Source organism: Nonomuraea sp. B19D2 (genome assembly GCF_040137845.1).
Classification (GTDB): Bacteria; Actinomycetota; Actinomycetes; order Streptosporangiales; family Streptosporangiaceae; genus Nonomuraea.
Window position 1 is genome coordinate 1 of record NZ_JBEFAK010000007.1, and the last position, 12,797, is coordinate 12,797.

The following is a 12,797-nucleotide window of genomic DNA, read 5'->3' on the forward strand; positions in this document are numbered from 1 at the left end:
GCCCCTGACCCATCGCCATCGGCCCCTGACCCGGCGCCATCGGCCCGTGACCCGGCATCGGCCCGTGGAACGGCATCGGCCCGTGGCCGGGTGCCGATCCGTGGCCGGGCATCGGCCCAGGTCCGTGCCCAGGCATAGGCGCAGGCCCATGGCCCGACGCCTGCCCCGGCATATAGCCGGGCCCAGGCATCGACCCAGCCCCGGCCCCCGGCAGCGGTCCGAAGAGTCCTTGCCCCTGCGCCTGTGGCTGGGCCTGGAAGCCCTGGTACGGGGGAGAGCTCGGGACCGCAGAGTTCTGCCCGCTCAACAGCCGCAGGATCACGTCCCGCATGGTCGGCCGAGCACGTGGATCCTTGGCGAGGCAGTCGTACACGATCGACCGCAACGGTTGCGCCAGGTCACCCAGCTGCGGTTCGTTGTGCAGGATGCGGTTGATGATGGCAGGCAGCGTGTCGTGCCCGAAGGGCGGCGTCTCGTTGGCCGCCCACACCATGACCGACGCCCAGGCGAACACGTCGGTGGGCGGCCCCACCGGCTGCCCTGCCAACTGCTCGGGAGCCATGTACGCAGGCGTGCCGACGATGCTGCTGGTGTGCGTGACGGCGTCGTCCATGGCCCGGGCGATGCCGAAGTCGATGACGCGCGGCCCGCCGGGGCCGAGCAGCACGTTCGCGGGCTTGAAGTCCCGATGCACAATGCCCGCCTGATGGATGGCGGCCAGCGCGGTGGCCGTCGCGACCGCCAGCCGTTGCAGGTCCGCCCCGCTGTGGCGACCTGCCTGCTGCAGGGAGGGCCCGTCGACGTACTCGGTCACGATGTACGGCCGTTCGCCCAGCGAGACGTCCAGCACCTGCGCGATGCAGAACGGCTCCACCCGCCGCGCGGCCGCGATCTCCTTCGCCAGCCTGTCGTCGAAACCCGCGCCCTCGCGCAGCAGCTTGACCGCCACACGCTGACCGTCGGGCCTCTGCCCGAGGTAGACGGTCCCCTGGCCGCCCGCTCCCAGCCGGCCGAGCAAGCGATACGCGCCTAACGCCGCTGGGTCATCCTCCCGGAGCGGTTCGACATGCGCCATGAGAGAAGTGACTCCTGAGACGGGGGCGGTGATCTTTACGTACCATAGCGACTGCAATACGGATTTGTAGTGATGTTCTGCAGTCCCTCAACGAGGCCGCCGTCCTGCTCGGTCGGCGAGCAACTCTGAGACCGTGACGAATCGGTATCCCTGGTCACGGAGGCCAGTGATCAGGCCTTTGACGGCCTCGCGAGTGTTCCGCCCATTGGCATACCACGGGTGGAGCAAGATGATCGATCCTGGCCTTGTCTCCTCGCGCACAGCCGCGACGATCTCGGTGGCGGTTGGAGCCTTGCCCGAGTCCGGCTCCACATCCCACATCACCGTGCGCCTCTGGTTGTCAGCCAGATACAGCGGTAGCACCAGCAATTTCTTGCCCGTCGGCGGACGGAACAGGATCTCGCCGCGCTGCCCCGCCATCCGGATGGCCGCATCGGTGCGTTCAACCTCACTCGCCACGGTGGCGGGCGAAACGAAGACCATTCGCCGATGGGTGTAGGTGTGGTTGGCGAGCTGATGGCCGGCGGCGACCAGCGCCTGCGCGTCCTGCGGCCGGGCCTCGACCTGTGCGCCGATGACGAAGAACGTCGCGCGAACGCGCTGCTCGGCGAGGATGTCGATGATCTCGGGGGTGTTCTCGTCAGGGCCGTCGTCGAAGGTCAGGGCAACGACCTTCTCCTCGGTCGCCACCCGGTCGGTCAGTTCTCCCGCCAGTTGGAAGGTCCGGGCGTTCATCAGCTGATACAGGCCCATCGCGCCAAGGAGAAGGACGGCGAGAAGGGCCACGAGAAGCTTGATCAGTCTTCTCCGCACATTCGTTTCGGCTGCGTTCATGGGTGATCATGGAATCACAAGCCAGGGAGCTGAGTGGGGCGCGGCAGTGAGGCGGTCACGATCAGGCCGCCGCCCTCCCGTGGCTGCGCTCTGACGTCCCCGCCGTGCGCGACCGCCACCGACCGTACGATCGACAGCCCCAGCCCCGCGCTCCTCGCCGTGACCACGCGCTCGGCCCCGTGCCGGTGGAACGGCTTGAACAGCAGCGGGATGTCGTACGGTGGCACACTCGGGCCGGTGTTGCTGACCTCGACTTCCACCTTCCCGTCGGACACGGTGCGGCTCACCACCCGCACCCACCCGGTCCCGTCGTCCACGTTGTGCCGGATGCCGTTCTCGACGAGGTTGTGCACCAGCCGTTCCAGCAGCAGCGCGTCCCCGGTGGTGGGCGCCTGGGCGGTGACCTCGTACACGGTGACCTTCGCCTCGTGAGCGTCCCCGGCGGTCTGCGCGACCACGTGCGTCACCACGTCCGCCAGGTCCACCGGCGAGCGGTCCGCGATCTCCTGTTCGGAGCGGGCCAGGAGGAGGAGGCCGGAGATGAGCCGTTCGTGGCGGGCGTTGATCTCCAGCAGGCTCTCGCCCAGCTCCGTGATCTCAGGAGGGGCCGTACGGCGGTGCATGGCCAGCTCGACCAGCGCCCGGTTCAGGGTCAGCGGCGTACGCAGCTCGTGCGAGGCGTTCGCCACGAACCTGCGCTGCCCGTCGAAGGACTGGTCCAGCCGTTCCACCATGGTGTCGAACGTGTCGGCGAGCTGCTTGACCTCGTCATCGGGTCCCTCCAGCGCGATCCGCTCGTGCAGCCCGCGCTCGGCCATGGGGGCGGCCGCGATCCTGCGCGCAGTGTCGGTCACCCGGTGCAGCGGGGCCAGCGCCCGGCCCGCGACCACCCAGCCGAGCCCCAGCGCCGCGCCGCCGACCACGACCAGCGCGATCGCGCCCTGCGTGATCAGTGACGTGACGGCCGCGCCGCGCAGCTCTTCCTCCTGCTGGCGCAGCCAATCCACCGCGGCGTCGCCGGTGAGCACGACGCCGTCCTGGGCCACGAGCAGCTTCTTCATCCTGCCGGGTTCGGGCTCGAACCGGCTCTCGAACGTCTGGGTCAGCTGCTGGTTGAACAGGAGATAGGTGACGCCGAGCAGGGTGAGCCCGGCGACCAGGAAGACGCCCCCGTACATCAGCGTGAGGCGCAGCCGGAGGGTCATGCGATCCGGTACCCCACCCCCGGCACGGTCTCCACGACCGGCGGGTCGGCGAGCTTGCGGCGCAGCTTGAGAATGGTGAGCCGGACCGCCCCGGTGAACGGGTCCGCGTTCTCGTCCCACGCCTTCTCCAGCAGCTGCTCGGCCGAGACGACGCTCCCGTTCGCCCGCAGCAGCTCGGCCAGCACCGCGAACTCCTTCTTCGACAGCGGCACGAACCGCCCGTTCCTGAACACCTCCCTGCGCGCCGGATCGAGCGTGATCCCGGCCCGCCGCAGCACGGGCGGGACGGCCGGGCGCGAGCGCCGCCCCAGGGCCAGCACGCGGGCGGCCAGCTCGGGGAACGCGAACGGCTTCGCCAGGTAGTCGTCGGCTCCCAGGGACAGGCCGGTCACCCGGTCGTCGAGCTGGGCGGCGGCCGTCAGCATCAGCACCCGCGCGTCCCGCTCCGACTCGACCAGCTCCCTGCACACCTCGTCGCCGTGCACCCGCGGCAGGTCCCGGTCCAGCACGACCACGTCGTAGTCGTTGACGGCGATCCGTTCCAGCGCTGCCTCGCCGTCGTGCGCCAGATCGACCGCGTGGGTCTCCTCACGCAGCCACTCGGCAATCGCGTCGGCGAGCAGCCGCTCGTCCTCAACCACCAGCACCCGCATGGCGCACCTTTCATTCGCTTACGGAGCTGAGTGTGGCCTAGGCGGCATTTGCTGAAAATAAGCGCGAATGGAAACGCTGAGGAAACAGCGGCCCCTATTGCATCTCCCCTCGAGACGGCATCCATCCGACAGAGGGAAGATCTCATGCGAGTACGAGTCCTCGGCGCGCTGGCGGCGGCCGCACTGTTCCTGGCCGGCTGCGGTGCGGACGACGGCGGCGGAGCCGACGTGGCGTCGGTCAGCGGCACCGGCACCCAGGCCGCCTCCAGCGCGAAGCCGAGCGAAGACCCGCACCAGAAGATGCTCAAGTTCGCCCAGTGCATGCGCGAGAACGGCGTGCCCATGGACGACCCGCAGCCGGGCAAGGGCATCATGATGAAGCTCGACGGGAGCATCCCGAAGGAGACGGTCGACAAGGCCCAGGAGACGTGCAAGCAGTACGCCCCGAGCGGCGAGCGGGCCGGCCAGGCCGACCCGAAGCGGGGCGAGGCGCTGCGCAAGCTCGCGCAGTGCATGCGTGACAACGGCGTCGAGAGCTTCCCCGACCCCGACGGCGGCGCCATGCGCATCACCGGCGAAATCGGCAAGGACCCCGACTTCAAGGCGGCCCAGCAGAAGTGCCAGAAGGAGTCCGCCGAGGCCGGTATGGGAGGTCTTTGATGGGCCCAGTGACAGACGGGGTGACAGACGGGGCCACCCTTGGAGGGAGGGCGGAGCCGGACGCGCCGGCCTCCCGGCCGCGCCGGCGCCGCGGCCGGGGCAAGCTGGTCGCCGGGCTCCTGACCGTGGTGGCCGTGGCCGGCGGCGGGTTCGTGGCCGTCAACAGCGCGGGCCTGCTCCAAGGCAGCGCCGGCCCGACCGCGTCGGCCGGCGCCCTGCCCCCGGCCACCACCACGGTGACCAGGCAGACCCTGAACGACACCAGGGACGCCGACGGCGAGCTCGGCTACGGCCCGGTGACCACGGCAACGAGCAGGAAGCCCGGCACGGTCACCTGGCTGCCCGACAGCGGCGCGCAGATCACCCGCGGCAGGTCGCTGTACCGGGTGGACAACAAGCCGGTCGTGCTCATGTACGGCTCGACGCCCGCGTACCGCGACCTCAAGGTCGGCGTGGCGGGCAAGGACGTCGAGAACCTCGAGCGGAATCTCAGCAAGCTCGGCTACGACGGGTTCACGGTCGACGACGAGTACACCTATGACACCGCCGAGGCGGTCAGGGAATGGCAGGAGGACCGCGGCCTGGACGAGACGGGCGTGGTCGAGCTGGGCCGGGTCGTGTTCGCCCCCGGCAAGGTGCGGGTGGAGAGCCTGGAGTCGGAGGAGGGCCAGCCGACCGCTCCGGGGCAGAAGGTCCTGACTTATACGGGCACGTCCAAGGTGGTCACGGTCAAGCTGGAGGCCGAGGACCAGCGGATGGCCAAGAAGGACGCCAAGGTCGAGGTCACGCTGCCGGACGGCAAGAGTGTGCCGGGCAAGGTCACCGAGGTGGCCACGGTCATCGAGCCGGCCGAGAGCCAGAACGCGGATCCGGAGACCCGGGTGGAGGCGCTCGTCTCGATCGGGGCCGCCAAGGCCGCCAAGGGGCTGGACAAGGCGGCGGTGGACGTGACGTTCACGGCCTCCAAGCGCAAGAACGTGCTGACCGTGCCGGTGGCGGCGCTGGTGGCGCTGCAGGAGGGCGGGTACGGGCTGGAGATCATCGAAGGGGGCAGGTCCCGATATATCAAGGTTGAGACGGGTCTGTTCTCCGGGGGGCGGGTCGAGGTCAGCGGCGACGGGCTGGCCGAGGGCATGACCGTGGGGATGCCGAAATGACGTACCCCATGATCGCTCTGACGGACGTGTGCAAGACGTACCCGGGCGGCGTGGCGGCGCTGGCGTCGGTGTCGCTGCGGATCGAGCACGGCGAGCTGGTCGCCATCGTCGGCCCGTCCGGGTCGGGCAAGTCGACGATGCTCAACGTCGTCGGCACCCTCGACCGGCCCACGTCCGGGTCCATCCACATCGACGGGTACGACGTGTCGAAGCTGTCCGACAGTCAGCTGTCGGCGCTGCGGGCCACCACGATCGGGTTCGTGTTCCAGTCGTTCCACCTCGCCGCGAAGGTCCCGGCGCTCGACAACGTGGCCGACGGCCTCGTCTACACCGGCCTGGGCAGGTCGGAGCGGCGCCGCCGTGCGGCCCAGGCGCTGGAACGGGTTGGGCTCGGGCACCGGATGGACCACGAGCCGCATGAGCTGTCCGGCGGCGAGCGGCAGCGCGTGGCCATCGCCAGGGCCGTGGCGGGCGACCCGCCGCTGCTGCTGGCCGACGAGCCGACCGGGGCCCTGGACTCGGTGTCGGGCACAGGGGTGATGGAGCTGCTGCACGAGCTGAACGCGAGCGGCACCACCATCGTGATCATCACCCACGACCGGGAGATCGCCGCCAGCCTGCCCAGGCAGGTACGGATGCGCGACGGCCAGATCATCTCCGACACCGCGCGGGTCCCCTTGGAGGCGGTGTGATGTCCACGGTGGAGGTGGCGCGCCCGAAATTGCGCCCGGCCAGGATGCGGTCCCGCGACGTGATGCGGGTCGGGGCGGTGGGCCTGCGCACCCGGCCGCTGCGGGCGTTCCTGTCCGCGCTGGGCATCGCCATCGGCATCGCGGCCATGGTGGGCGTGGTCGGGCTCTCGTCCTCGTCGGGCGCCGAGCTCGACCGTACGCTCTCCGCGCTCGGCACCAACCTGCTCACGGTCTCGTCCGGCACCACGCTCGCGGGCGAGGCCGCGCAGATGCCGAAGGAGGCGGAGTCGATGATCGAGCGCATCGGCCCCGTCCAGGCCGTCTCGTCGATCGGGCGCATGGGCGACGTCAAGGTCTACCGGTCGGAGGAGATCCCCGAGGCCCAGACCAGCGGCATCGCCACGTACGCGGCCCGACTCGACCTGCCCGCCACCGTGGGCGCGACCCTGCGGAACGGGACCTGGCTCAACGCGGCCACCGAACGCTACCCGGCCGCCGTGCTCGGCTCCTTGGCGGCCCAGCGGCTCGGCGTGGGCTCTGCCTCGCCCGACACGCAGGTCGTGGTCGGCGGGATCCGCTTCACGGTCATCGGGATCCTGGACCCGGTGGCGCTCGCCACCGACCTGGACAGCGGCGTCCTGGTCGGCTGGCCGGTGGCGGAGTCCAGGCTGGGCTTCGACGGGCACCCGACGACGCTCTACACCCGCTCGGACGAGGCCAAGCTAGAGGCCGTACGCCAGGTGCTGGCCGGGACCGCCAACCCGGAGGCGCCCAACGAGGTGGACGTCTCCCGGCCCTCCGACGCCCTCGCCGCCAAGCAGGCGACCAGCCAGGCGTTCGCCAACCTCCTGCTGGGGGTGGGCGCGGTGGCCCTGCTCGTGGGCGGGGTCGGCGTGGCCAACACCATGGTCATCTCGGTGCTGGAACGCCGCGCGGAGATCGGCCTGCGCCGCTCCCTCGGAGCCACGCGCGGCCAGATCCGCACCCAGTTCCTCGCGGAGTCGCTCCTGCTGTCGGCTCTCGGCGGGGGTGGGGGGATCCTGCTGGGGACGGGTGTCACGATGGGGTACGCGCTGTACAGCGGCTGGCCCTCGGTGGTGCCCGCCTGGGCCACCGTCGGCGGCCTCGCGGCGACCCTGGTCATCGGCGCGGCAGCGGGGCTCTACCCGGCGATCCGCGCCTCCCGCCTGTCCCCGACCGAAGCCCTCTCCACCCCCTGACGCCACTCGGCCCCGTCCCCGCACACTCGCACACGACCACGCCGCACGGCCCGGGTGCGCCGTATCATGCGCGACGGGGCCTCGGGCTCGGTCGCGACGCTTAACTCGGCTGAGCGGTCACTTGTCCGGCCCGGCCCAGGCGAGGGCGTTGCGGAGCCGGGCGATCAGGCCCAGGTCGTCCACGAACCGGCCCAGGCCGAGGGCCACGCACTCCAGGGGCCGCTCCGCCCTCCGTACCGGCATTCGCAACGACGCCCGCAGCCGCCGCGCGAGCCCCCGCAGCAGCGCGCCGCCTCCTATCAGCACCGCGCCCCGCCCCCCGAGGTCCGCGGCGAGCTCGGCCGGGCATCGCTCGACCGTGTCCATCGCCGCCCGCACGATCGCCTCGACCGGCTGCCTGGTCGCCTCGTAAACCTGCTGGACCGGCAGTCGTACCTCGCGCTCCTGGCCGGTGTCCGGGTCGCGGGCACGCATCGTCACGTGCCGGTTCAGCGGTTCCCACTCGGCGCCGATGCGGCGTTTGCCCGACTCGGCCTCGTGCACGTCGAGGAGGAGGCCGTGTTCGTGTTCGACCAGGCGGACGATGGCCCTGTTGACGGCCTCGCCGCCGCCGGGGACGGCTGTCGTGGCCACGGCGGCCCCGGACGAGAGCACGGCGATCCTGGCGGAGTCGCGCCCGATGTCGATCACCATGTGCCCGGCGAAGCTGTCGACCGGCAGCCCGGCGCCGAGTGCCGCCGCGAGCGAGTGCGGGATCAGCTCGATCCGCCTGGCGTCCGCCTCGAACGCCAGGTCGCTCAGCGCCGCCCGCTCGATCGGGGTGGAGCTGTCGGGCAGCGCCATGACCAGGCGCGGCCTGGCGAACGGATTGCGCTGCACCTTGCTCAGGAAGTACCTGACCATGCGCCGGGTGAGCTCGCCGTCGACCGGCAGGCCGCCGCTGACCGGCCAGCACGTCTCGCCGTCGGTCGCGTCCGCGCCGTACGCGATGATCTTGCCGGTGCGGTCGTCGAGCACGACCGCCGAGGGCTCGTCGAGCACGATGCCCTTGCCCCGCGCATAGATGCGCGTGCTCGTGCCTCCCAGATCCACCGCCAGGTCACGGCCGAGGAGGCTCATGGCAGGACCGGGGGCTTGACCATCATGCCGGGTCTATTTCCTGAGCTGCTCCAACCCAACACCAGGAACCGAACGGTTCCCTTTTACCTAAGGCGTATCTTGTCCGGCAGCACCCCGGACGCCAGGAGGACCAGCAGTGCTCGACTACGACCTCGAGGCCGAACACTACGACGAGACCCGGGGCGGGCTGCCGCGCGCCGGGGCCGCCGCCGACGCCGTGCGCCGCCTCGTATCCGGCGGCACGCTGCTCGACATCGCCTGCGGCACCGGGCTCGTGACGAGGGAGCTGGCCGGTCGGGGGCTGCGGGTGTTCGGGGTGGACGCCTCCGCGGGGATGGCGCGGATCGCCGCCGGGCGCGTGGACGTGGTGCTGGGCGATGCCCGTACGCTGCCCGTACGCGACGGCTCGGTCGACGCCGTCACCACCATCTGGCTGCTGCACCTGCTGGACGACGCCCGCCCGGTGATCGCCGAGGCCGCCCGCGTGCTGCGGCCAGGTGGAGTGTTCGTCACGACGGTCGACAAGCGGGCCGCGCACGGTACGGGAGGGCGCCGGGAGCCGTCCGACCGGGCCGGACTGGTCGTCGAGGAGGCGGCCAGGCACGGGCTCCGGCCGAGCGGTGAGACCCGATTCGTGGGACACGGGCAAAGCCGCTCAAGCCCGGACCCGGTGTTCCGCCTGATGGCGTTCACCCGCGACTGAACGGCGCCGGGCGGGGTGGCAGTGCAGCCCCGCAAAGGCAGTGGGGAAGCCGGTTTCGCGTCATAAGCGGGGCCATGCGAAGCTGTGACTGTCCCCAACACCATGGAGGTCCTCATGGCGGATACACCGGAGCAGGAAGTCAGCGAAAATCCCGAGGACGAGATGAAGCGCAAGTTCCGCGAGGCGTTGGAGCGTAAGCGCAACCAGCACGCGGGCTCGGGCGCGGGTGGCAGGGGCGGTGACCCGTCGAAGATCCATGGGTCGCACGGTCCGGCTGCGAGTAAAAGATCGTTCAGGCGCAAGAGCGGCGGCTGAGGCTGGGATTTCCCAGGGGGTACGGCACTGCCGTGCCCCCTTTTTTCTTTGTGCGGGAAGGTAGATCTTCTGCCCGATTCATGACGAAGTGTTTGCGTATGTCCGGAATGCGTGGTTAGAGTGTTGCCCAATTCACAGCCGGTGGCGTGGACCTCACCCAGGAGGAACAGCCGGCTGGCGCCGAATCCCGATCACTCGGGAACCGGGGACCCACCGCAGTTGGGGTGAATCCGACCACGTGTCGGTAGGGCATCTCCACGCCCGAACCCGCCAGCTAACCCGGTAGGCGAGATGGAGAGGACATATGAACGCCATGCCCGACCGCGTCGCACCCCCGGACAGCGTGATAGCCGCCGCCTACTGAGCGGTCCCTTCCTCAGGCTCGTTTCGCGCTCCGCGTAGCTTCCTCCCCTTTGCCAGGTGCTCTGCCCAGCTACGCCCTTTTTCGAGCGAGCGCAACTCCCTGCCCCCGTCGCGAAGGACTTTACTTTTCATGTCTGCACGTTTTGGCCTGCGTTCTCTCGTCCTGCTCACCGCCTGCACCGTAAGTGCGCTCGCCGTCGCGGGCACCGCGGCTCACGCCGACTCGAACGATGATGAGAAGGTCCTGCTCAAGGGCTCGACCACGGCTTCGTACTTCTGGGACGACGCCTCCGGCCGCGCCGGCGACACCGGGCTGCCCGCCAGCGGCAAGCCCATGCAGAAGGGCCTGGCCGCCAGCCCGAGCTGGCCGCTCATGACCGAGGGTTACGTGGTCTACAAGGGCAAGAAGATGCCCTTCTTCGTCGGCGACCGCGGCCCGGGCGTGCCCTCCAACCGCGGGATCATGCTGGACCTGGACGCCAAGACGTTCGCGGAGCTCACCGGCGGCACGTTCAACTCCGACACGCTGCATGTTGACGGCAACGGCGGCCAGGGTCACATCGAGGTCGACTACGTCATCACCAAGTGGGGCAAGGGTCCGGGCAGGAAGAACTATCCGGTTCCGTTCTCGACCGGCGCCTGGGCCGAGCAGGACAACAACCCGGCCGAGCCGCCGCCCGCGGCCACTGAGACCGCGCCCACTTCGTTCTCGAAGACCACGGCCGCCGTTCTGGCCGGTGCCGTGGCCGTGGCCGGCGGCAGCGCGGCGCTCACCAGCGACCGCATCCGCGGCCTCATCAATCTCTGACTTCACGGTCTTTACGGGTCGCTAACAGAATGTCATTCTGGTCCTCGTGACCACCCGTGTAGCCGCTAACGGCATCGAAATCGCCTACGAGAGCTTCGGTTTGCACGAGGGCCGTCCCCTGCTCCTCATCATGGGCCTCGGCGCGCAGCTCATCCACTGGGACGAAGGGCTCTGCGAGCTGCTGGCGGAGCAGGGACACCACGTCGTACGGTTCGACAACCGCGACGCGGGCCTCTCCACACACTTCCACGACGAGGGCGCTCCCACTTTCGGGGCGCCCTCGCCGTATCTGCTGGACGACCTGGCCGACGACGCCGCGGGGCTCATGGAGGCCCTCGGCTGGCCCGCCGCGCACGTGGTCGGTGCCTCGATGGGCGGCATGATCGCCCAGGCCCTGGCCATCCGCCACCCGGACCGGGTGCTGACGCTGACCTCGATCATGTCCACGCCCGGCCCCTCGGTGGCCCCGCCGACGGAGACCGCGCTCGCCGCTCTCCTGGCCAGGCCCCCGGCCGACCGCGAAACCGTCCTCGCCCAGGCGGTGCAGACCTGGTCGATCATCGGCTCGCCCGGGTACGAGCTGGACCGCGAGCGGATCCGCGAGGTGGCCGGGCTGGCGTTCGACCGCTGCTTCGACCCCGACGGCACGGCCAGGCAACTCGCCGCGATCATGGCCTCGGGCGACCGCACGGCGCTGCTCGCGGGCGTACAGGTGCCCACGCTGGTGCTGCACGGGGAGGCCGACCAGCTCATCCCGGTCGCCGCCGGCCACGCCACGGCCGCCGCCGTCCCCGGCGCTCGCCTGGTGACCTATCCGGGCATGGGCCACGACCTGCCGCGCCCGCTCTGGCCCGCCATCGTGGCGGAGATCGCCAAGCTCACCTTCACCTGAGCGCCATGCGAACGGCCACCGCGTCCTCTTCGGTCGTCACAGAACACCGAATGAAATCACGCGGTGGCCGCTGACTGCCAACGTTCCTCATCCGACCATTACGACCATCAAATCGCAGGTCAGATGGTGCAAAGCGGCCGCCTTACTAGCAGGTCGGGTCGGCGTGCTTCGGGGTGGCCGCGCCGGTCAGCTTCGGTGCTGGACGCCCGGCCGGCGCGAGCGCGCCTTCCACCTCAGCTTCGACCTCAACGGCGCGGCGCTGGTCCAGGTACGGCGAGGGGAGCACGGCGCCGCGCGTGACCTGGTGGCGCAGGCCATCGAGCTGGCCGAGCGTGACCTGGCCGAGGGCGAGCACCCGATTCACCGGCTGGTGCTGCGAGCCAACCGCGCCACACTCCTGGCCATGGCGGGGGAGCCGGAACAGGCGCTGCCCGATCTCGACGCCGCCATCGCCGCCGACCCCGGCTATCCCGATTACTACATCGACCGGGGAAACCTGCTGCACCAGCTCGGACGGGACGACGAAGCGGTCGCCGACTACGAGACCGCCATGGAGGTCGGCCTGCCGCTGCCCGAGCCGTACTACAACCGAGCCGAGATCCGGTTCGCGCGGGGCGACCTCCAGGGGGCGCTGGCCGACCTCTCCTATGTGTGAGTTCGTGGCGGCGTACGTGAACAGGTCCGGGATCCTGGGAGCTCTTGGTGAGCACGACCGGGCCAGAGCCGACGCGCTGCGCGGCCTGGAGCTGGAACCGCGCAACGCCTACCTGCTGGCGGCCCTGGGGCAGGCTGAGGCCGCGCTGGGCCGTAACGACGCGGCGCAGGCGGCGTTCCGCACCTCGCTGGACCTCGATCCGGAGGCGGCGGCCACCTGGGCCGGCCGGGGCGTCCTGGCGTACGAGACGGGCGACCTGGACGGGGCGGTCGCCGACCTGACCCGCGCCATCCAGCTGGAGGAGAGCCCGGCCTTCCTGTTCAACCGGGCCGTGGTCCTGCGCGATCTCGGAAGACAGGAGAGCGCGCGGTCGGATCTGGAGCGCGCGGCCCGGCTGGATCCCGGGGACGATGACATCCGGGCCTTGCTTTCGACTCTCTGAGGGA

The 12,797-nt window shown here is 70.5% G+C and carries 15 protein-coding genes and 1 riboswitch; of the genes, 10 read left to right on the top strand and 5 right to left on the bottom strand.

Annotated elements, in window-relative coordinates; all coding sequences use genetic code 11:
- From ABN273_RS14915 to ABN273_RS14930, 4 genes are all read right to left on the bottom strand, one after another.
- Positions 1-1,018: serine/threonine-protein kinase (locus ABN273_RS14915; RefSeq protein ID WP_349449366.1), on the bottom strand; the 1,018-nt coding region annotated here is incomplete at its 3' end.
- Between the two features lie 144 nt (positions 1,019-1,162).
- Positions 1,163-1,909: a polysaccharide deacetylase family protein gene (locus tag ABN273_RS14920; protein ID WP_349449367.1), complete on the bottom strand. Its 747-nt coding sequence runs from the start codon at positions 1,907-1,909 to the stop codon at positions 1,163-1,165.
- 14 nt (positions 1,910-1,923) lie between these two features.
- Positions 1,924-3,114, bottom strand: coding sequence for a sensor histidine kinase (locus tag ABN273_RS14925; RefSeq protein ID WP_349449368.1), 1,191 nt, complete (start codon positions 3,112-3,114; stop codon positions 1,924-1,926).
- Positions 3,111-3,767: a response regulator transcription factor gene (locus ABN273_RS14930; protein ID WP_349449369.1), complete on the bottom strand. Its 657-nt coding sequence runs from the start codon at positions 3,765-3,767 to the stop codon at positions 3,111-3,113. Before ABN273_RS14930 ends, ABN273_RS14925 begins: the two co-directional genes overlap by 4 nt.
- 144 nt (positions 3,768-3,911) lie before the next feature.
- Here ABN273_RS14930 and ABN273_RS14935 point away from each other — a divergent pair, with 144 nt between their 5' ends.
- From ABN273_RS14935 to ABN273_RS14950, 4 genes are read left to right on the top strand one after another with little or no spacing between them, the layout of a single operon-like run.
- Complete coding sequence (locus tag ABN273_RS14935; protein WP_349449370.1) at positions 3,912-4,427, top strand: hypothetical protein; 516 nt, start codon at positions 3,912-3,914, stop codon at positions 4,425-4,427.
- Complete coding sequence (locus ABN273_RS14940; RefSeq protein ID WP_349449371.1) at positions 4,427-5,584, top strand: peptidoglycan-binding protein; 1,158 nt, start codon at positions 4,427-4,429, stop codon at positions 5,582-5,584. The genes ABN273_RS14935 and ABN273_RS14940 overlap by 1 nt, the downstream gene beginning before the upstream one ends.
- Entirely contained in the window at positions 5,581-6,276 is a 696-nt protein-coding gene (locus tag ABN273_RS14945) for an ABC transporter ATP-binding protein (protein ID WP_349449372.1), read from the top strand. Before ABN273_RS14940 ends, ABN273_RS14945 begins: the two co-directional genes overlap by 4 nt.
- Positions 6,276-7,496, top strand: a complete 1,221-nt coding sequence (locus ABN273_RS14950) for an ABC transporter permease (protein WP_349449373.1) — start codon at positions 6,276-6,278, stop codon at positions 7,494-7,496. The genes ABN273_RS14945 and ABN273_RS14950 overlap by 1 nt, the downstream gene beginning before the upstream one ends.
- Before the next feature lie 117 nt (positions 7,497-7,613).
- Here the strand turns inward: ABN273_RS14950 and ABN273_RS14955 are convergent, their stop codons facing one another.
- Complete coding sequence (locus ABN273_RS14955) at positions 7,614-8,615, bottom strand: rod shape-determining protein (protein ID WP_349449374.1); 1,002 nt, start codon at positions 8,613-8,615, stop codon at positions 7,614-7,616.
- Between the two features lie 136 nt (positions 8,616-8,751).
- On the opposite strand from ABN273_RS14955, the gene ABN273_RS14960 reads away from it, so the two are divergent.
- From ABN273_RS14960 to ABN273_RS14985, 6 genes are all read left to right on the top strand, one after another.
- The gene (locus ABN273_RS14960; RefSeq protein ID WP_349449375.1) at positions 8,752-9,318 is read left to right on the top strand and encodes a class I SAM-dependent methyltransferase; all 567 of its coding nucleotides are present in this window, start codon (positions 8,752-8,754) and stop codon (positions 9,316-9,318) included.
- Between the two features lie 114 nt (positions 9,319-9,432).
- Positions 9,433-9,633 carry a DUF5302 domain-containing protein gene (locus tag ABN273_RS14965; RefSeq protein WP_349449376.1) on the top strand — a complete coding sequence of 67 codons (201 nt, stop codon included), beginning with the start codon at positions 9,433-9,435 and terminating at the stop codon, positions 9,631-9,633.
- 168 nt (positions 9,634-9,801) lie between these two features.
- A riboswitch (cyclic di-AMP (ydaO/yuaA leader) is annotated at positions 9,802-9,937 on the top strand.
- 189 nt (positions 9,938-10,126) lie between these two features.
- Complete coding sequence (locus tag ABN273_RS14970) at positions 10,127-10,804, top strand: hypothetical protein (RefSeq protein WP_349449377.1); 678 nt, start codon at positions 10,127-10,129, stop codon at positions 10,802-10,804.
- Positions 10,805-10,850: 46 nt separating this feature from the next.
- Positions 10,851-11,696, top strand: coding sequence for an alpha/beta fold hydrolase (locus ABN273_RS14975; RefSeq protein ID WP_349449378.1), 846 nt, complete (start codon positions 10,851-10,853; stop codon positions 11,694-11,696).
- Between the two features lie 163 nt (positions 11,697-11,859).
- The gene (locus tag ABN273_RS14980; protein WP_349449379.1) at positions 11,860-12,351 is read left to right on the top strand and encodes a tetratricopeptide repeat protein; all 492 of its coding nucleotides are present in this window, start codon (positions 11,860-11,862) and stop codon (positions 12,349-12,351) included.
- 4 nt (positions 12,352-12,355) lie between these two features.
- Positions 12,356-12,793, top strand: coding sequence for a tetratricopeptide repeat protein (locus ABN273_RS14985; RefSeq protein WP_349449380.1), 438 nt, complete (start codon positions 12,356-12,358; stop codon positions 12,791-12,793).
- Positions 12,794-12,797 lie beyond the last annotated feature (4 nt).

Bases quoted from the DNA above. Each gene is read 5' to 3' on its own strand.
- ABN273_RS14965 (WP_349449376.1), top strand. From the start codon at position 9,433: ATGGCGGATACACCGGAGCAGGAAGTCAGCGAAAATCCCGAGGACGAG.
- ABN273_RS14955 (WP_349449374.1), bottom strand. From the start codon at position 8,615: ATGAGCCTCCTCGGCCGTGACCTGGCGGTGGATCTGGGAGGCACGAGC.
- ABN273_RS14930 (WP_349449369.1), bottom strand. From the start codon at position 3,767: ATGCGGGTGCTGGTGGTTGAGGACGAGCGGCTGCTCGCCGACGCGATT.
- ABN273_RS14935 (WP_349449370.1), top strand. From the start codon at position 3,912: ATGCGAGTACGAGTCCTCGGCGCGCTGGCGGCGGCCGCACTGTTCCTG.
- ABN273_RS14945 (WP_349449372.1), top strand. From the start codon at position 5,581: ATGACGTACCCCATGATCGCTCTGACGGACGTGTGCAAGACGTACCCG.
- ABN273_RS14940 (WP_349449371.1), top strand. From the start codon at position 4,427: ATGGGCCCAGTGACAGACGGGGTGACAGACGGGGCCACCCTTGGAGGG.
- ABN273_RS14970 (WP_349449377.1), top strand. From the start codon at position 10,127: ATGTCTGCACGTTTTGGCCTGCGTTCTCTCGTCCTGCTCACCGCCTGC.
- ABN273_RS14920 (WP_349449367.1), bottom strand. From the start codon at position 1,909: ATGAACGCAGCCGAAACGAATGTGCGGAGAAGACTGATCAAGCTTCTC.
- ABN273_RS14925 (WP_349449368.1), bottom strand. From the start codon at position 3,114: ATGACCCTCCGGCTGCGCCTCACGCTGATGTACGGGGGCGTCTTCCTG.
- ABN273_RS14950 (WP_349449373.1), top strand. From the start codon at position 6,276: ATGTCCACGGTGGAGGTGGCGCGCCCGAAATTGCGCCCGGCCAGGATG.